The sequence below is a fragment of the Dorea chungnamensis genome (genome assembly GCF_039832125.1).
Lineage (GTDB): Bacteria > Bacillota > Clostridia > Lachnospirales > Lachnospiraceae > JAFBIX01.
Window position 1 is genome coordinate 68,249 of record NZ_JBDOHT010000010.1, and the last position, 19,078, is coordinate 87,326.

Annotated in this window: 16 protein-coding genes; all 16 read right to left on the reverse strand. The window is 39.9% G+C overall.

The window, feature by feature from the left end:
- Window positions 1-125: 125 nt before the first annotated feature.
- The gene (locus tag ABE613_RS10110) at window positions 126-2,213 is read right to left on the reverse strand and encodes a polyribonucleotide nucleotidyltransferase (RefSeq protein WP_347376298.1); all 2,088 of its coding nucleotides are present in this window, start codon (window positions 2,211-2,213) and stop codon (window positions 126-128) included.
- A 183-nt stretch (window positions 2,214-2,396) separates the two neighbouring features.
- Window positions 2,397-3,116 carry a LytR/AlgR family response regulator transcription factor gene (locus tag ABE613_RS10115; protein WP_347376299.1) on the reverse strand — a complete coding sequence of 240 codons (720 nt, stop codon included), beginning with the start codon at window positions 3,114-3,116 and terminating at the stop codon, window positions 2,397-2,399.
- A 113-nt stretch (window positions 3,117-3,229) separates the two neighbouring features.
- Entirely contained in the window at window positions 3,230-5,326 is a 2,097-nt protein-coding gene (locus tag ABE613_RS10120; protein ID WP_347376300.1) for an RNA polymerase sigma factor, read from the reverse strand.
- 176 nt (window positions 5,327-5,502) lie between these two features.
- Window positions 5,503-5,769, reverse strand: coding sequence for a 30S ribosomal protein S15 (rpsO, locus tag ABE613_RS10125; protein ID WP_235231535.1), 267 nt, complete (start codon window positions 5,767-5,769; stop codon window positions 5,503-5,505).
- 126 nt (window positions 5,770-5,895) lie between these two features.
- Entirely contained in the window at window positions 5,896-7,545 is a 1,650-nt protein-coding gene (locus ABE613_RS10130) for a Na/Pi cotransporter family protein (RefSeq protein WP_347376301.1), read from the reverse strand.
- A gap of 11 nt (window positions 7,546-7,556) precedes the next feature.
- Entirely contained in the window at window positions 7,557-8,483 is a 927-nt protein-coding gene (locus tag ABE613_RS10135) for a bifunctional riboflavin kinase/FAD synthetase (RefSeq protein WP_347376302.1), read from the reverse strand.
- A 17-nt stretch (window positions 8,484-8,500) separates the two neighbouring features.
- On the reverse strand, window positions 8,501-9,427 hold the full coding sequence (gene truB, locus ABE613_RS10140) for a tRNA pseudouridine(55) synthase TruB (protein ID WP_347376303.1): 927 nt from the start codon (window positions 9,425-9,427) through the stop codon (window positions 8,501-8,503).
- Window positions 9,428-9,443: 16 nt separating this feature from the next.
- Complete coding sequence (locus ABE613_RS10145; protein ID WP_235231539.1) at window positions 9,444-10,403, reverse strand: DHH family phosphoesterase; 960 nt, start codon at window positions 10,401-10,403, stop codon at window positions 9,444-9,446.
- Entirely contained in the window at window positions 10,393-10,776 is a 384-nt protein-coding gene (gene rbfA, locus ABE613_RS10150) for a 30S ribosome-binding factor RbfA (protein ID WP_235231540.1), read from the reverse strand. Before rbfA ends, ABE613_RS10145 begins: the two co-directional genes overlap by 11 nt.
- A 37-nt stretch (window positions 10,777-10,813) precedes the next feature.
- On the reverse strand, window positions 10,814-13,585 hold the full coding sequence (gene infB / locus ABE613_RS10155; RefSeq protein ID WP_347376304.1) for a translation initiation factor IF-2: 2,772 nt from the start codon (window positions 13,583-13,585) through the stop codon (window positions 10,814-10,816).
- A gap of 14 nt (window positions 13,586-13,599) precedes the next feature.
- Window positions 13,600-13,923 carry a L7Ae/L30e/S12e/Gadd45 family ribosomal protein gene (locus ABE613_RS10160; protein ID WP_347376305.1) on the reverse strand — a complete coding sequence of 108 codons (324 nt, stop codon included), beginning with the start codon at window positions 13,921-13,923 and terminating at the stop codon, window positions 13,600-13,602.
- Entirely contained in the window at window positions 13,910-14,164 is a 255-nt protein-coding gene (gene rnpM / locus ABE613_RS10165) for an RNase P modulator RnpM (RefSeq protein ID WP_328282582.1), read from the reverse strand. Before rnpM ends, ABE613_RS10160 begins: the two co-directional genes overlap by 14 nt.
- 32 nt (window positions 14,165-14,196) lie before the next feature.
- Window positions 14,197-15,372 (reverse strand): transcription termination factor NusA, encoded by a 1,176-nt coding sequence (gene nusA / locus ABE613_RS10170; RefSeq protein WP_235231544.1) that lies wholly within the window; start codon window positions 15,370-15,372, stop codon window positions 14,197-14,199.
- A 20-nt stretch (window positions 15,373-15,392) separates the two neighbouring features.
- Window positions 15,393-15,860, reverse strand: coding sequence for a ribosome maturation factor RimP (rimP, locus tag ABE613_RS10175; protein ID WP_235231545.1), 468 nt, complete (start codon window positions 15,858-15,860; stop codon window positions 15,393-15,395).
- Between the two features lie 117 nt (window positions 15,861-15,977).
- Window positions 15,978-16,820: an NAD(+) diphosphatase gene (nudC, locus tag ABE613_RS10180; protein ID WP_235231546.1), complete on the reverse strand. Its 843-nt coding sequence runs from the start codon at window positions 16,818-16,820 to the stop codon at window positions 15,978-15,980.
- A gap of 12 nt (window positions 16,821-16,832) precedes the next feature.
- Window positions 16,833-19,073 carry a DNA gyrase/topoisomerase IV subunit A gene (locus ABE613_RS10185; RefSeq protein ID WP_347376306.1) on the reverse strand — a complete coding sequence of 747 codons (2,241 nt, stop codon included), beginning with the start codon at window positions 19,071-19,073 and terminating at the stop codon, window positions 16,833-16,835.
- Window positions 19,074-19,078 lie beyond the last annotated feature (5 nt).

Consider the following 19,078-nt stretch of genomic DNA (forward strand, 5'->3'; position numbering starts at 1 on the left):
ACATTTATGCCAAAATAAAAAAAGACATAGACTTTTCGTCTAAATCTTTTCATTTGGGTACACCGCATATTGCAAATGGGGACGTAGTATTTTGCAAAAATACTACGTCCCCATTTAACACTTTTTTATTCAGCTACGTCTTTCATACTAAATGACATTCTGCCCATCTTATCTTTTCCAAGGCATACAACTTTGACTACATCGCCTAATGTCAATACGTCTTCTACATGGTTGATTCTTTCTTTGGAAATCTTTGAAATGTGTACCATTCCTTCTTTTCCTGGTGCAAATTCCAGGAATGCGCCAAATTCTTTGATGCTGACTACTTTTCCTTCTAATACCTGTCCGGCCTCAAAGTCTGTTACAATAATGTGAATCAGTCTCTGGGCTTTTTGCATATTATCTGCGTCTGTTCCGCAGATGGATACTGCTCCGTCATCGGTAATGTCAATCTTTACGCCTGTCTGTTCAATAATCGCATTGATTGTCTTACCGCGCTGACCTACAACATCACCAATCTTCTGTGGATCGATCTGCATCTGGATGATCTTCGGTGCGTATGGGCCTACTTCTGGTCTTGGCTCGGCGATTGTCTTTGACATTACTTCATCCAGAATATAGGTTCTTGCCTTCTTTGTTGCAGCAATAGCTTCTTCAATAATTGGTCTTGTCAAGCCGTGGATCTTGATATCCATCTGGATTGCGGTAATACCTTTGTGTGTACCGGCTACTTTAAAGTCCATATCGCCGAAGAAGTCTTCCAGCCCCTGAATATCTGTCAACACCAGATAATCATCATCCGTCTCTCCTGTTACCAATCCTGCAGAGATCCCTGCAACTGCGGATTTGATTGGCACACCTGCAGCCATCAGTGACATAGAAGATGCACAGATACTTGCCTGAGAAGTTGAACCATTAGATTCAAATGTCTCAGATACGGTACGAATTGCATATGGGAATTCTGCTTCGCTTGGAAGTACCGGTACCAATGCTCTCTCAGCCAATGCACCATGTCCGATCTCACGACGACCAGGTCCTCTGGACGGTCTTGTCTCACCAACAGAGTAAGACGGGAAATTATAGTGGTGCATATATCTCTTAGAAGTCTCGGATTCATCCAGTCCATCCAGTCTCTGCGCTTCTGCAAGTGGCGCAAGTGTTGTAACTGTACAGATCTGAGTCTGTCCACGTGTAAACATTGCAGAACCATGAACTCTCGGAATCAGGTCGATCTCTGCAGCAAGCGGTCTGATCTGATCGATTGCTCTTCCATCCGGACGCTTGTGATCTTTCAAGATCATCTTACGAACCGTCTTTTTCTGATATTGATATACCGCTTCACCCAGCACAGCCAGCCATTCTTCATTGTCTGCAAATGCTTCCTCTAATTTTTCTGTAATCTGTCGGATATTTTCTTCTCTTACCTGCTTCTCATCGGTAAATACAGCTTCTTCCATCGCCTCAGGCGGAACGATTTCTTTGATTGCAGCAAATAATTCTTCCGGTACTGCACAGCTTTCGTATTCATGTTTTGGCTTACCGCACTCTTCTACGATTGTTTCAATAAAAGCAATAACTTTCTGATTCACTTCATGTGCAGCAAAAATCGCCTCGATCATCTGCTGTTCCGGAACTTCATTTGCTCCGGCTTCAATCATGATAACCTTTTCTTTTGTAGAAGCAACTGTTAACGCAAGATCAGATACTTCTTTCTGCTCTGCCGTCGGATTAAATACAAATTCTCCATTAACCAGACCTACCTGAGTCGTAGAGATCGGTCCATCAAACGGGATGTCTGAGATGCATGTTGCAATAGCAGCTCCCAACATTGCTGTTAATTCTGGAGAGCAATCCTGATCTACAGATAATACAAGGTTTTCCAAAGTAACATCATTACGGTAATCCTTTGGGAATAACGGTCTCATCGGACGGTCAATTACACGACAGGTGAGGATTGCATTCTCAGATGCTTTTCCCTCTCTCTTATTGAATCCTCCCGGAATCTTTCCAACAGAATATAATCTTTCATTATATTCAACACTTAAAGGAAAGAAATCAATTCCTTCTCTTGGTTTTTCAGATGCTGTTGCCGTACATAATACGGTCGTATCTCCATAATGCATTAAGACTGCACCATTGGCCTGCTTTGCAACTCTGTCAACATCAACGCGCAGAGTTCTTCCAGCTAATTCCATTTCAAACTTCTTATACATATGATTCTCCTTTATCATTCTTAGATATACATTTCTTGCAAAACAGGAGCTGCCGAAACTACTGAAAAACACATTTATCAGGCAAATGTACTTTTCAGTGGTCTCGGTCTAGATATTCCTGTTCGCAATCCTAAATATTATATCATATAGGTTTTAAATATTCTACTACCAAATTACATATTCTCACAGATTTGAACAACTTTCAATTTTTTGATTTACTTCTTCACGGTATTTACGGCTGACCGGAATTTTCTCATTTCCTTTCATCACAATGCTGTTGCCATCCCAGTAGAGGACATGATGCATATTTACCAGATAGCTCTGATGACATCGAAAAAATCCTGCTGATTTCAATACTTCTTCTGCTTCTTGCATCTTCATATAAAATTCAATGGATTCGCAGGGATATTCAACGACTGCTTTAATTTTTCGTTTATCACTCATCAGATATTTAATTGCATTTAATAGGATAAACTCTTTCCTTTTCTGCCTTTTTATTAAAAAGAACTGTCCCTGAACCTTTCTTCGTTTTTCCAGATAAGACCGCAGTATTTCTTCCAGTTTTTCTACTGCCACAGGTTTTATTAGATATGCATACGCCTGTACTTCATATCCCTGAAATACCATATCCTTTCTTGCAGTAATGAAAATTATTGCAGAATCCACATCATTTCTCCGTAAAATATGTGCTGTTTTCATTCCATCTAATCTGGGCATCGTAATATCCATGAAGATTAGATCTGCCCAGATATGTCCGCCTCTTTCCATCACTTCCACCAATTCAGATCCGTCTTCATAACACTCAAAAGTCACTTCCTCTCTGTCAAAAAGCAGATGACTGAGTGTCTGTTTTAATTCTTCACAATCATTTATATTATCTTCACAGATTATTATTTTTAACATATGTTCTCCCCCTTTGTCATTTTCCTATTCGTTTCAAAATCAAAAACGGGGACATATTATTTATTTTTTTGTAAAAAAAGAAGCCGATTATGAAGTCGACTTCTTTTCTTTCATTATTCTTGAAGTGTAATATCAAATAAAACTTCTTTCTTCAATACATATACCGGGCTATAAAATTGTACATTCAAAGATTCCGGTATATCCTCACTCTCTACAGATAACGCATAAAACTCCCGGTCATCTATATATGGAACACTGGCATTTACCGACTGCCCATTTGATGCATTCCCTGTCGCCTTTGCAATCACAAACTGAGGCTCCGTTTCAGGCGATCCAGAAACCGGTTCATATAATAGTTCATAATCCCAGCGACGGCCCTCAATGATATCGACCTGTCCGTTCGAGAGATTATATTGATACGTAATGGTACAATGACGTCTGATCCCTGTGATATGAAGCCCTGTCCCATCATCAAATAAAACCGTCTGGTCACACCCCAGGTAATCATCCTCTTCCATTGGAAGATCAATCTCTACCGGCTCTGTCATAGCTTCTTTTCTCAGGCATAACTGAGGGATCCGCAGTATATATTCTCCTGGCTCTATATTCCGAAAATAAATCTCAAATCCTCTTCTGTATCCTGTTTCCGTCTCTGTATCCTGCACATTTATCCGGCAGCGTTCATAAGAATTCCCAGCCGAGTCAATTAATACAGGATGCTCTATCTCCCCTTCCTGATACCAAAAGTAACCTCTGGTTATCAGATCATCTATTTTATATTCTTCCGGATTCTCCTGATAGAGATTAACAATGGCCATTCCTTCTTTTAACGCTGTAAGCCCTGTCTTCATATAGATTCCATTCACAACTGCTGAGTTACGTTTTACCCCTTCTGAAGTATCTTCTGAAGATTCACTATATTCTTTTACATCCAGTTTTTTCATTGTCACAAAGAATTCATTCCCCTCAGGAAGCACGATTGAGACATCGATCTTGTCGGCTCCATCCTCTTCCGGTACCCATTTTCCATAATAACTGGCTATAAATATGTACTCCTCTCCGGGACTATTAATGTGTCCCTTTTGATATTCCAAGAAAAATTTTCTATCACCTGCCGACTGCAAATATGCCTTTTCCAGATAGTGTGCTTCATTATAGCTCCAGCCATTCGGCTTATTTTGGAATAGTTCCGCCTTTTCTTCTGGTGTCAGTTCTTCATAAGAATCTATATCATCATATACTCGCTCCATATCCGAACACGTTAATCTGATATCTATCTTCCATATTCCATTTTGATAAAATACATTATCCAGTTCATATGTCACATCATCCTTCACAAATTTCTGTGTATTTTTCACCATTTCATAGGACGGAATATCGGACCAGATCAAGCCGTCCATAAGAGAAAACTGATACTTTTTCACACCACTTACTGCTTCTTTTATAGAATGAACTGCGCCAGCCACTCCTGACTGTTTTATTTCTTCTTCCTGATTGTCTTCCGTTTCCTCTTCTTTTGAACGAGTTTTTATTGGATCTTCTCCTTTCCTTTTTTGCACAGTTTCATCTTGATTCGAAGATTCTTCCGACATAATCAAATCATAGAATGGGAACCAGGATGGAAGCCAGCCATGTCTCTTCATGATATTGACTGCACTGGCTGTAATGCCGAATATCAATATACTGATCAGGATAAAATACAACAATTTCTTTTTCCCTCTCGATCCTCTTTTCTTGACATTTTCATACTTCATATCCAGCTCTTCTGCAATTTCCCCATAACTTAAGCCATTATAATAATGCATGCTCAAAATCTGCTGGTCCAAAGGCGGAAGCTGTTCCATTGCTTCTTCCAATTGTTCCGCCTGCTTTGTCTGATTAATATGGATGTCCTTTTCTTCTTTATATCTTTCCAGGACCTCATTCTCTATTTTCTGTCTTCGACAGTTTTTCCGAAATCTGTCAACGGCTCTTCGTTCAGCAATAGTACACAGATAATTTCTGAGAGTTCCCTTTGATTTGTCAAAACGACTGTGATTCAGACAGAATTCTGCAAACACATCATTCACACATTCATCAATATCTTCCTGACTCCTAAGTTTTGAGGCACAAGTACTTCGAATCAAAGACGAATACTGTTCCATCAGCACTTTTGCCCCGTAATCTTTATCTTGCTCTAATAAATCTAAAATTTCTTCGTCTGTAAACATCTCAATTCCTTTTTTCTATACGTATCTTAAGATTAGAATACCAGATATACAGTAGATTGTGTCTGTTTTCGTAATATCCAGCTTGATTTTTGTAATTTTTGTCACTGCATTTCAGGTAACAAAAAGAAAACCCTGCCTGTATCCAGGCAAGGTTCTTTCGTACACAAACTATGCAATTATTTTCTTAATCCAAGTCTTTCAATTAATGTACGATATCTCTCGATATCTGTCTTCTTAAGATAAGCAAGAAGTCCTCTTCTCTGACCAACCATTTTCAAAAGTCCTCTTCTTGAATGATGATCCTTTGGATTGTTCTTGAAATGCTCTGTCAGATCATTAATTCTTGCTGTCAGAATAGCAATCTGTACTTCTGGTGAACCTGTATCCCCAGGTGTTCTTCCATATTCTGCTACAATCTGTTCTTTCTGTTCTTTAGAAATCATTTTTGTTTCCTCCTTAAACTTTTATAACGCCAGACATTAAGTAACGGTTGGAGATTCCATTTACCGAACATCGGCTCTCACAGTGATATAGTATATCATAACATACACCTAATGTAAAGAAAAATCTTATTCTTCCTCTTCATCATCCTGTTCATTCATTGGTTCCAAAATTGCAAATGCAATATTGGTCGCATGATCAGCTACACGCTCCAGACCTGATATTGTATCAGAGAATATCATTCCCGCCTCCGGAGTACATTTATTCTTCGTCAATCTCCTTACATGTGCATTCTGCAGTTTCTTCTCCATCTCATCAATCTCTTCTTCCAACTGCAGAATTTCCCTCATATGCTCATAATTGCGGTTTGTAAACATTTCAAGAGAATATTCTAATATTTTCGTAGTCTTATCCATCATATCAAGAAGCTGCTTTTTTGCCTTATCAGTCAGCTCTATCCCGCGCTCAATTCTAGTCTTCGCAGAATCCACAAAATTCTCTGCATGATCTCCGATTCTTTCAATATCATTCACCACATGAAACAAACCACCGATCAATTTTTCATCCGCAATAGGGAGCGCGATCTCATTTGCTTTTACTAAATAATCCGTAATTTTACGGTTCAAGAAATCGATATATTCTTCTGTTTCATAGACTTCTTGTATCTCTTTTTCATTCAGATTACAAAGCGCATCCATTGATTTTTTTAAATTCATGACCGCAACTTTACCCATATGCTCAATTTCATGAATGCTATCCATTACTGCTGTTGTAGGTGACATCATAGAACCATCACCAATATAAAGCAATTCATACTGATCCTCTGCAGTTGTATCTTTACCCGGAACAATCTTATAAGTTAATTTCACAATCCATCCCATGAATGGGAACATCATGGCTACTTCCAATACTTTCATCAGAGTATGTACATTTGCAACGGAACGTGCCAGACTACCACCAGATATATACAAAATCGCATTTGTAAACGGTTCAACTGCAACAAGCAAAATACAGAAGAATATTGCAGAACCTATCACATTGAACAGGAAATGAATCAATGCGGCACGTTTTGCATCCTTTTTTCCGCTAAGGCTCGCTACTAATGCAGATACGCAAGAACCAATATTACAGCCCAAAATCATAAACGGGCAAATGGTAAATTCCAAAAGTTTCTGGGATACCATCAACAGAATGATACCTACCGTTGCAGAAGAGCTTTGTAGTACAGCGGTAATCAAAAAACCAACCAAAATCGCTGCAAACGGATTCGTCAATGAAGCCAGGAAATTCAAAATTCTCGGCGAATTTTTAACTGCTGACATACTGTCTGACATGATACTCAGACCCATGAATAAAATACCAAATCCCAGTATTACTTCTCCGATTTTTTTGATACTCTGTTTCTTACAGAACATGATCATAATGACACCAATAATAACAATTAATGGTGCAATATCCGATAAATTAAATGCGATAAGCTGCCCTGTTATCGTGGTACCAATATTAGCACCCAAGATTACTCCTGATGCCTGCATCAAATTCATAAGTCCCGAATTCACAAAACTTACTACCATCACAGTTGTTGCATTGGATGATTGAATAATTGCGGTAAATATAATTCCTACCACCATTCCAATAAATCTGTTCTTGGTAAAAAATTCAAGAATACTTCTCATTTTGGCTCCAGCCGCTTTTTCAAGACCTTCGCTCATCATTTTCATACCATACAGGAAAAATCCCAATCCCCCAAACAACATAAAAATTGTTGTAATACTCATTTGTATTCTCCTTATCTCTCAAGCGCAAAAAAATGTTTGCCGAATTCAATGTCTCTATCGATACAAGTCTTCATCTCTTCAATATTTTCAAATTTCTGTTCCGGACGTCGAAATTCCAACAGTTCAATAGTCACTTCTTCTCCATAGGCATTTCCTTGAAAATCAAACAGAAAGCTTTCAATCAGCACCTTGTTCTCATTGCTTACCGTTGGCTTCACTCCCACATTCGAAATACCATGATACCAACAGCCATCTATTCGGACATTGCTAAAATACACTCCTCGCGGAGGAACTATTTTATCATGTGGCCATACTACATTCAATGTTGGAAATCCCAATGTTCTTCCAAGCTGTTTGCCATGTTCCACTCTGCCGCTGACGCTATACGCATACCCAAGAAGTTTTTTTGCCAGTTCCATATCTCCCTGCTTTAAAACTTCTTTGATATAAGTACTACTGATAATCCGTTCTTTATAACGTTCCTTTTCCATCACAAGCAATTCATATCCATAACGTTTTGCATAATCCGCAAGCATATGAATGTCTCCATGCTTTTCATATCCAAACTGAAAATCTGTTCCTACCACAACATACTTCGCATGAAAAATACCATTTATGATATTTTTAATAAAATCTTCTGCATGAATCTGACGAAACTCCTGAGTAAATGGACATTCTACGAGATAATCCACTTTTCCTTCCAAGTGTTCCCTTCGTTCCTCCCCCGTCATTAATACTTGCGGGAGAATGCCTTTACTTTCCCATAAAGGATGCATATCAAAGGAACACACAACACTGTTCATTTTTTCTTTTTCTCCCAGCTCACGTACCTTTTCTGCCAAAATCTGATGTCCTCTGTGAAGTCCATCAAATTTTCCAAAAGTAACTGCCGTTTCTCTGCTGTCATTATAATGTGACAGCAAACTGATATATTGCATTCTATTCCCTCTAATCGTTATTTATCTTCGCAAAAAAACATCTTTATGATCTGATATTCTTTCTTTTCATCGTTCCAACTATAAATTGCAACAAAATGTCCCTGTTCATCATATAACCGCATATAATCTCCATCCACTTTTTCTCTGGATTTTTCTTCGTTCTCAAAGTACACGGCATTCATCGGCAATGAATTTCCATTCTTCGCCAAAAAATCCCAGCTCCTTTTTACCACAATCCTTTGATATTCCTGGAACATTGCATCAATTGGAATGACCACATCCATCAAACAATCTTTCATACATTTTTGGGAAATCTCTTCCAGAGTCATACTATCAGCAATCCGAAAGCTACTGACTCGTGTTCGTACTAAACTTTCCATACATCCACCACATCCAAGTGTTTCTCCAATGTCATGACATAAAGTTCGGATATACGTTCCTTTTGAGCAGGACACCTCCATTTTCACGCGCGGAAGCTCCATCTTAAGAATCCTGATCTGGTATATCACAACTCTTCTTGCCTTTCGTTCTACTACTTTTCCTTCTCTGGCAAGTTCATACAATTTCTTGCCATTTACTTTCAATGCAGAATACATCGGTGGTATCTGATCATACTCTCCCACATAACTTTCTATCACTTCTGTTACTTTTTCCTCTGTAAGAGCAGACGTATCCCGGGTTGTCAAGGTTGTTCCGCTAGTATCCTGCGTATCCGTAGAGCGTCCCAACAGAAGAATTGCCTCATACGTCTTATCCTTATCGGTAAGCATATCGCATAATTTAGTTGCTTTTCCCAGACAGACAGGAAGAACACCAACCGCATCCGGATCTAACGTTCCCGTATGCCCAATCTTTTTCTGTCCAACAATTCCCCTTAGTTTTGCTACAACATCATGAGAAGTATATCCTTTTTCTTTATACACATTTAAAATACCGTGTATCATCTTTTTCTCCTGTCTTTTATTCTGCCAATTCCTTCATCTGTATTTCAATCTGCTCAGAAAGATTATTAATCACATCGTGCGGCCTTCCAATCATCGTCAGTCCGGCAGCTTTCTTATGTCCTCCACCGCCAAAATACTGTGCAACCTTACTCACATCAATATAATTTTTAGAGCGAAGACTTACTTTGTATGTATTTGACTCTATCTCATACATAAAAATAGCGACTTCTACACCCTTCGTAATTCTAAGCTGACTTACGATTCCATCCAGATCTTTAGCATCAACTCCATAAAAATCCATGACTTTTTTGGTGACATAAGATGCAATACAAGTACCATTCATAAATAAAATACTCTCTAACAATGCTCTTCCCAAAATCTGATTCTGAGCATAACTCTTTTCATAATATGTATCCTGTATCATTCTCGGTGCATCCACACCTTTCTCTAACAATCTGGCTGCAATTCTGAATGTCGACGGGGTCGCACATGAATATTGGAACACACCTGTATCATGAACAATGCCAAGATAGAGAGCATTGGCAGTATCCAGAGAAATCTTCTCATCTTCCAGCAAATTATATACTAACTCTGAGGTAGAACTTGCATCCGGCACCACATAACTTTCCTGTGCAAACCCAGTATTACTGATATGATGATCAATACAATAAGTATATTTCGCATTGTCAAACAACTCACCAGAGAATCCCAGACGTTCTTTATCACCACAATCCAGGCAAAAGAACAGATCATATTGCACTTTCTCGTCCGGAATCTCATGACGAATCTCTTTCGTAGCTTTCAGACATGTGAATGCTTCTGGAATCTCTTCCAGATAGACATCCACTTTTTTTTCTGTAAAATTCTCTTTAATATACTGGTATAACCCAATACAAGATCCTACACAATCGCCATCCGGGCGCACATGTCCGCTAATTGCAATTGTCTTAGCATCGCTTAAAATCTTATTCAGCATCTGCATCACCTTCCGTTGTCATGCCCTTGGTCACTTCATCGATTTTTTTTGACATATTGACGCCATATTCAATCGACTGATCCAACACAAATTTAATTTCTGGTGTATTTCGCATATTCAATGTACGTGCCAGTTCTCGCCGGATATAGCCTTCCGCACTTTGCAGGCCCTTAATTGTCTCTGCCTGTGCATACGCATCCCCCAACACACTGATATATGCTTTACAGGTTTTCAAATCCGGGGCTACTTCCGCCGCGACCACAGAAGTCCATGGAGCTACTCGCGGATCCTTAATTCCTCCGCGAATTATATTACTAAGTTCTCGCTGTACTTCTGTATTGACTCTTGTATTTTTAATACTTCTTTTTCTCATTTTACTCCCTCTTTTCTGCAGGAAGAAACACCTGAGATTATCTAGGGATTTCTACCATCTTGAATGCTTCTACAAGGTCACCTTCCTTAATATCATTAAAATTGGCGAACACAAATCCACATTCATATCCTGCTTTTACTTCTTTTACATCATCTTTAAAACGTCTCAAAGACGCAAGAGGTCCTTCGAAGATAACGATTCCATCTCGTGTCAGACGCACAGAACAATCTCTTTCAAACATACCATCCAACACATAAGAACCTGCAATAGTTCCTACGCCAGATGCTTTGAATGTCTGACGTACTTCTGCATGGCCTAATACCCTTTCTTCAAAAATTGGATCCAGCATTCCTTTCATCGCTGCTTCAACATCTTCAATCGCATTGTAAATAACTCGATAGAGACGAATATCTACACCTTCGCGCTCTGCCGTCTCTTTTGCAGTTGCATCCGGGCGCACATTAAATCCTATGATAATCGCATTGGATGCAGATGCAAGACTGACGTCAGACTCATTGATTGCACCGACACCACCATGAATGATCTTTACAACAACTTCATCATTAGACAGCTTTAACAGACTCTGCTTCATTGCTTCAACAGAACCTTGTACATCTGCCTTTACAACAATACCAAGTTCTTTCAGATTACCTTCCTGAATCTGAGTAAACAGATCATCCAGAGACAGTTTTGATTTTGTCTCTTCCAATAATTTCATCTTACTCTGAGAGATGAATGTCTCTGCAAAGCTTCTTGCTTCCTTATCATTTTCACATCCCACAAATACTTCACCGGCATTCGGAACATCATTCAATCCAAGAATCTCTACTGGCATAGATGGACCTGCTTCTTTCACACGTCTTCCTTTATCATCCATCATAGCTCTTACTTTACCATAAGCAGAGCCTGCGGCAATGGAATCACCAACACGCAGAGTTCCTTTCTGTACAAGAACCGTTGCTACAGAACCTCTTCCTTTATCCAATTGTGCCTCCAATACAAGACCTCTTGCACTTCGGTCAGGATTGGCTTTTAATTCCATCACTTCTGAAGTCAGGATGATCATTTCCATCAAATCTTCCAGACCTTCTCCAGTCTTTGCAGATACAGGAACAAATACTGTACTTCCGCCCCAGTCTTCCGGAATTAACTCATATTCTGTAAGCTCTTGCTTCACACGCTCGATATTGGCACTTGGTTTATCAATCTTATTGACAGCTACCACAATCTCAACACCTGCGGCCTTTGCGTGATTGATTGCTTCAACCGTCTGCGGCATAACACCATCATCTGCAGCCACCACAAGAATCGCAATATCTGTCGAACTTGCACCACGCATACGCATTGCAGTAAATGCCTCATGTCCTGGTGTGTCAAGGAATGTAATCTTCTCTCCATTTACATTTACTACATATGCACCGATGTGCTGAGTAATACCGCCCGCCTCTTTATCAATCACATTCGTATGGCGAATGGCATCCAGAAGAGAAGTCTTACCATGGTCAACGTGGCCCATGACGCAGACTACCGGCGGACGCTTCTTCATCTTAGATTCGTCTTCTTCATCTTCTTTCAAAAGCTCTTCAATAACATCTACAACCTCTTCTTTTTCACAGAGCACATCAAATTCCAGTGCGATCTCTTCTGCCGTCTCGTAATCAATCTCCTGATTCACCGTTACAATCTTGCCTTGCATAAAAAGCTTCTTAACGATGACAGATGGTACGATCTTCATCTTATCTGCAAGCTCTTTAATTGTAAGTACTTCCGGAATTACGATAGACTTAATCTCTTCTTCCACCTTCTGTTGTTTCTGCTGAGGTTTTTGAAGTTGCTGTTTTGGCTCATTCTTTTTCTTTCCCTTTGGCATTCTGTCATCTTCATCTTCGCGGCGATAATCTTTCTTCTTATAGTCGTCTTTTCCCTTTCCTTTGCTACGCTGTGGCTTCTGTGTCTCTACAGCTGGTGCCGGAATGCTGGTATTATTTCTTCTGTCATTATTACGACGGTCATTTCTATCCCCGGATCTGCGGTTCTGATTTCTGTCCCTGTCTCTTCCATCTCTACTGTCTCTGTCTTTATTATCCCTATCATTCGAGAATCTATCCTGACGATTTCCCTGTGGGCGATCTCCACGCTGCGGACGCTGTCCTAATCCTCTGGAATCTTTGGAAGAATCCTGACGTCTGTCCCCGCCTTTTTCCTGACGCTGCTCCGGGCGTCTCTGAGACTGATTTCTATCGGAATTTCTCTCGGAATTTCTATCAAATGATCTTTCCGTTTTTTTCTCTGCCGGCTTCTCCACATTCTGCACATTCTTTGGTTTTTCTGACACTGGCGCAGTCGGCTGTACCGATTGAGCTGCCACTTTTTCTACTGGTTTTTCCGGCGTCTTTACTTTCTGTGGTTTTTCTGCCGCCGGTGTTGCCGGACGTACTTGCTGTGTTGTCTGAGCAGCCTTGGATGGACGTCCGTTGTTAACCTGCATCGGTCTTCCCTGAGAAGCTTGAGGACGTCCTCCCTGCTGTGCCGGACGATTGCCAGGTCTTCTTCCCTGCTTTGCTCCATTTTGTGTATTCTGCGGACGGAATACATGAACGATATTCTTCTTCTTTGGAGCTTCCTGTTCTGTCTTTGCTTCTGGAGCTTTTCGTTTTGCCAGGGCCTTTCTTGTCATATCCGCTTCTGAATCCTCCAATGTACTCATATGATTCTTTACTTCAATATTCTTTTCAGTCAGAAATTCGATGACATCCTTGCTTGGGACATCTAATTCCTTTGCTAATTCATATATTTTAATTTTTGACATATTAACTACCTCCTCTATGCAATTGTGTTATCTTCTGTGTCCATATGCTTCCTGATTCCTTTTGCAAACCCCTCATCCAATACTGCAAGAGATGCGCGGAACTGTTTTCCCATTGCATGCCCCAAGGTATCTTTATCTTCATAAAAATAGATTGGCACGTGATAATAGTCACACATATTTTGAAACTTCTTCTTCGTATTATCAGACGCATCTGCCGCCACGATTACCAATGCAGCTTTTCCAGCTTTCACTTCCCTCTCAGTACAGAATTCTCCGCTGACCGTCTTGCCTGCTTTGGTTGCCAGACCAATAAGCGCTAATACTTTACTCTGTTTCAAGTATCTCCATCTCCTTTTCCAATGCTTCGTACACTTCCCTCGGAATAGACTGCTTAAATGACCGTTCAAGGCCTTTATTCTTTACTGCCTTTTCCAGACAGTTCTTAGAAGGACAGATATACGCTCCACGCCCATTCTTTTTTCCGGTCGCATCCAGAAGAAATTCTCCTTCTGAAGTTCTGATCACACGAATCATCTCTTTTTTACTCTTCATTTCCTGACATCCCACACATTTACGCATAGGTATCTTTTTATTTGCGCTCAAACAATCACCTATTCCTCTGTATCGTCTACTTCCTCAAATGCAATTTCCTCTTCCGGTGCATATCCTTCTGATTCCTCATATGGCTCATCGTATTCTTCTTCAAATACTCCTTCGCTCAGTTCCATATAATTTTCAGGTAGTTCTCCAGATTCAATTGCCTGAGATTCACTCTTTATATCAATCTTATATCCTGTCAGTCTTGCAGCAAGTCTTGCATTCTGACCTTCCTTACCAATTGCCAGTGAAAGCTGATAATCTGGTACAATGACACTTGCGGTCTTCTCATCCGGATCAGCCATGACAGAAATCACTTTCGCCGGACTTAACGCATTCTCAATAAAAATGGCCGGGTTATCACTCCAGTTAATAATATCAATCTTCTCTTTACGCAGTTCCTCTACAATCGCATTCACTCTTGCTCCGTTCATACCGACACATGCGCCTACCGGATCAACGTCAGGATCATTAGACCATACTGCAATCTTCGTTCTACTTCCCGCCTCTCTTGCAATGCTCTTAATCTCTACGATTCCTTCTTTTACCTCTGTCACTTCTGATTCAAACAAACGTTTTACGAGTTCTGGATGTGTACGGGATACAAGAATCTTTGGTCCCTTTGTCGTATTCTTCACTTCAACGATATACAATTTGATTCGTTCTGTCGGTTTGAATACTTCTCCTTTTACCTGTTCATTCTCTGTAAGCATTGCATCAGCCTTTCCAAGGTTAATACTTACATTCTTTCCTACATAACGCTGAACAATACCCGTAACGATATCCTTTTCTTTTTCAAAATACTGATCATATACTACTTTACGCTCTTCTTCACGAATTTTCTGAAGAATCAGATTCTTTGCATTCTGAGTTGCAATACGTCCAAAAGATTTTGATTCAATTGGAATCTGGACAATATCTCCCAACTCATATTTACTGTCAATTTCTTTTGCATCTTCCAAACTGATCTGCTCTAACTTATCTTCTACTTCTTCTACAACCGTCTTCTCTGCGAACAAGCTATAATCACATGTCGATCTGTCCATGATCAATTTAATGTTGTCGGCCTTTCCAAAATGGTTCTTGCAGGCATTCAGCAGAGAATTTTCAATTGCATCCAACAAAGTCTCTTTGCTGATATCCTTTTCTTTTTCCAAAATATTCAATGCTTCTAATAATTCTGTATTCATTTACTATTCCTCCTTCTAATTTAAAAATCAAATGCCAGACGAATCAGAGCGATGTCACTTTTTTCAAATGTTTTTGTTGTATCATCATCCATCTCAATCGTAACCGTTTTTTCATCATAGTCTTTTAAAATTCCAGTAAATTCTTTCTGTTTATCTATCATACGATAAGTTCGAATCTCAACTTCTTCACCCAGGCTTCTTTTAAAATCTTTTTCTTTCTTTAACGGTCTTCCAAGCCCCGGCGAACTGACTTCCAGGATGTATGCATCATCGATATAATCTTTCTCATCCAAGATATCAGAAAGTCTGCGGCTTACTACTTCACAGTCATCAATATTGATACCTCCCGGTTTATCAATGTATGCTCGAAGATACCATGTACTTCCTTCTTTTACATACTCTACATCCACCAGCTCAAATCCATTTTCTTCCACAATCGGTAACAGAATCTCTTCGGTTTTTTGTTCGTAAAGTTCCCTTTTTGTCAATGTAAAATTCCTCCTTATCAACAAAGAAGAGTGAACTTTACGTTCACTCTTCTGCCGACTTCATTATGTAACTGTAAGCTAGTATAACACCATACTTCTGCAAAATCAAGGGTTTTTCTATATTTTCCCTTCTTTAAATACCATCATCATCTCATTCGTCAGGCTTAAGTCTTCTGCTTTCACCGGGATATCCTCCCGTTCAAACCATTCTGCAAGAGCAAGCTCTTCCTTATCCAATGTAATCTCTGCTTCTCCATCCAGCTCGCAAAAAAATCCCATTAATAATGTATCGGTAAACGACCACGGCTGGCTTTTATAATAAGTAATATTTTTGACCTTTAATCCGACCTCTTCCATGACTTCCCGGCGGACCGTCTCTTCAATCGTCTCCCCGATTTCCGCAAATCCTGCCAGCAGTGCATATTTCTTATATGCCCTGCCTGCATATTTTGACATCAATATCTTATTTCCATGCGTAACAGCAATGATGACAGCCGGACAAATCTTTGGAAATTCCATAAGGCCACACTCTGGGCAGCGCATCATCCGTTCTTTTTCATCATGTACCATAGGTTTCCCACATCGTCCACAAAAACGATGTGACTGATACCAGCGGTATAACTGCCATCCCGTCACACCCGCGAACTGCAGATGTTTTGGTCTTGCTGTACGAAGTATCTGTGTATCTTCCATTTCGAATTCTGGAATCTTATCATAAGAAATATGACTGCCCAGATAAAATCTCACATCAGCAATGGAAAATAAATATATGTACTCTTGATAGAGTTTTGTAACATCAACATAAGCCTCTGCTTCTTCAAAAGTAAGAAAAGAAATCTCTCCTTCTTTTTGTTTCACCAATATATTTCGCCCTTCATAGCACAATAAGATGCTATGTTTTTCCGGCGGCATTGGCCGATATTCGTTTCGATATTGATATGGAGCAATTTCTTGTATCATATTTTTTCTCCTTTATCCTCGATTCTTTGTTCCAGTCCCATCTCGTTTTGCAAGCTTTAGACGATTCAAGGTCACTTCACGATCCTTATATGGGATTTTTGTCTCTACCCCATCTTCAAATAAATATACCCTCTCCAGTTCATCCTTCTTTTGCAGTTTAATTCCACGGACTCCGATTGCACCTTTCTTCTTTTCAGAGACTTCTTCGGCTAAAAAGCGCAGGAAATATCCCTCTTTTGTCTGCAGTACAATATTTTGATTTTCATTGATCACCTGAACACTCATAACTTCATCATCCGCCTGAAGTTTCGTCGCTGCAATCGTTCTTTTCGCTACCTGAAATTCAGTTCCTTCCACCTTCTTAATCATGCCCTGCTTTGTAGCAAATAACAGCTTCGCATAACGCATCTGCTCTGCATCACAGATATATACGATTTCTTCCTGTGTACTGTCGTAATTGCTCACATTATCCACCGGCAATCCTTTATCGCGGAACTTTCCATATGGTAAATCCAATACTTTAATCTGATGCATTTTTCCGGTATTCGTAAATAGACAGATTCTTCCGGTATTCATACAGGAAATCACATATTTATTTTCCGTATCTGCCGCCTCTTTATTTCTTCCATAAGCATTGGTATCAATCGTCTTTGCATAACCAAAACGATCCATCAGGAAGACAACCTCTTGCTCTTCGATCTTATTCTCCTCATAAACCGCCTCTTCTGCATTCTCGATCTGCGTCCGGCGCTTTCTGGAAAATTCTGCTTTCAATTGTTCTAAATCTGCGATAATGACCTCTGCCATTGAATCATAATTATTTAGAATATCTTCATACCTAGCAATTTTTTTCAGAGTCTCATCATGTTCCTTCATCAGAGCTTCTATTTCCAGCCCAATCAATTTGTACAGGCGCATTTCAAGAATTGCTGTAGCCTGTCGTTCTGTAAACCGAAGCATAGCTGCCATTTTTTTAGAAATACTGGATTTGAACTTAATATTATCCGTAATACCGCTGGTCAGACATGCTTTTGCATCTTTGACCGACTGGCTGCCGCGAAGAATCTCAATGATCAGATCAATAACATCACATGCTTTGATCAGACCCTCTTGGATTTCTTTTTTATCTTGTTCCTTTTTTAATAAATTCTTATATTTTCTGGTGGCCATCTCAAACTGAAAATCCACATGGTGTTCTATGATTTTCTTCAATCCCATGGTCTCAGGTCTGCCATCTGCAACTGCGAGCATATTGACACCAAAAGTATCTTCCAGACGAGTCTTTTTGTAGAGCATATTCGTCAGATTTTCGATATCTGCTCCACGTTTCAGTTCAATGACAATTCGAATACCTTCTTTCGATGACTGGTTGGAGATATCCACAATGTCACTGGTTTTTTTTGATTCTACCAGAGCACATACATCATTCAGGAACTTTCCGATTCCGGCACCTATCATGGTATAAGGGATCTCTGTGATAACAAGCCGTTTCTTGCCGCCCTTCATCTCCTCTACTTCTACTTTCCCGCGAATCTTAATCTTGCCGGTTCCCGTCTCATAGATATCCAGAAGATCATCTTTATTTACCACGATCCCCCCTGTTGGGAAATCAGGCCCTTTTACATACTTCATCAACTGCTTCGTGCTGATCTCATCATTTTTCATGTAGGCTTTGACCGCATCAATGACCTCCCCAAGATTATGGGTCGGTATACTGGTTGCCATACCTACAGCAATTCCCTCTGCTCCGTTGACCAGAAGATTCGGAATACGCACAGGAAGCACCTCAGGTTCCTTTTCTGTCTCATCAAAATTTGGTACAAAATCTACAATATCCTTATCCAGATCTCCCAGATAAGCTTCCTGCGTAATCTTTGCCAGACGAGCCTCCGTATAACGCATGGCAGCAGCTCCGTCACCTTCAATAGATCCAAAATTACCATGTCCGTCTACCAGAATCATGCCCTTTTTAAAATCCTGCGCCATCACCACCAGCGCTTCATAGATAGAACTGTCCCCATGCGGATGATACTTACCCATCGTATCTCCAACAATACGTGCACACTTTCGATATGGCCTGTCATATCGAATACCCAATTCATGCATATCATACAGCGTACGCCTCTGTACCGGTTTCAATCCATCCCTTACATCCGGAAGCGCTCTGGCAACAATAACACTCATAGCATAGTCAATATATGATTTCTTCATAACATCAGAATATTCCGTTCTGATGATCTGTGAATCTTGCATAATTA

Coding starts and splice junctions, on each gene's coding strand:
- ABE613_RS10110 (WP_347376298.1), bottom strand. CDS start 2,213: ATGTATAAGAAGTTTGAAATGGAATTAGCTGGAAGAACTCTGCGCGTT.
- ABE613_RS10115 (WP_347376299.1), bottom strand. CDS start 3,116: ATGTTAAAAATAATAATCTGTGAAGATAATATAAATGATTGTGAAGAA.
- ABE613_RS10120 (WP_347376300.1), bottom strand. CDS start 5,326: ATGTTTACAGACGAAGAAATTTTAGATTTATTAGAGCAAGATAAAGAT.
- rpsO (WP_235231535.1), bottom strand. CDS start 5,769: ATGATTTCTAAAGAACAGAAAGAACAGATTGTAGCAGAATATGGAAGA.
- ABE613_RS10130 (WP_347376301.1), bottom strand. CDS start 7,545: ATGAGTATTACAACAATTTTTATGTTGTTTGGGGGATTGGGATTTTTC.
- ABE613_RS10135 (WP_347376302.1), bottom strand. CDS start 8,483: ATGCAATATATCAGTTTGCTGTCACATTATAATGACAGCAGAGAAACG.
- truB (WP_347376303.1), bottom strand. CDS start 9,427: ATGATACACGGTATTTTAAATGTGTATAAAGAAAAAGGATATACTTCT.
- ABE613_RS10145 (WP_235231539.1), bottom strand. CDS start 10,403: ATGCTGAATAAGATTTTAAGCGATGCTAAGACAATTGCAATTAGCGGA.
- rbfA (WP_235231540.1), bottom strand. CDS start 10,776: ATGAGAAAAAGAAGTATTAAAAATACAAGAGTCAATACAGAAGTACAG.
- infB (WP_347376304.1), bottom strand. CDS start 13,585: ATGTCAAAAATTAAAATATATGAATTAGCAAAGGAATTAGATGTCCCA.
- rnpM (WP_328282582.1), bottom strand. CDS start 14,164: ATGCGTAAATGTGTGGGATGTCAGGAAATGAAGAGTAAAAAAGAGATG.
- nusA (WP_235231544.1), bottom strand. CDS start 15,372: ATGAATACAGAATTATTAGAAGCATTGAATATTTTGGAAAAAGAAAAG.
- nudC (WP_235231546.1), bottom strand. CDS start 16,820: ATGATACAAGAAATTGCTCCATATCAATATCGAAACGAATATCGGCCA.
- ABE613_RS10185 (WP_347376306.1), bottom strand. CDS start 19,073: ATGCAAGATTCACAGATCATCAGAACGGAATATTCTGATGTTATGAAG.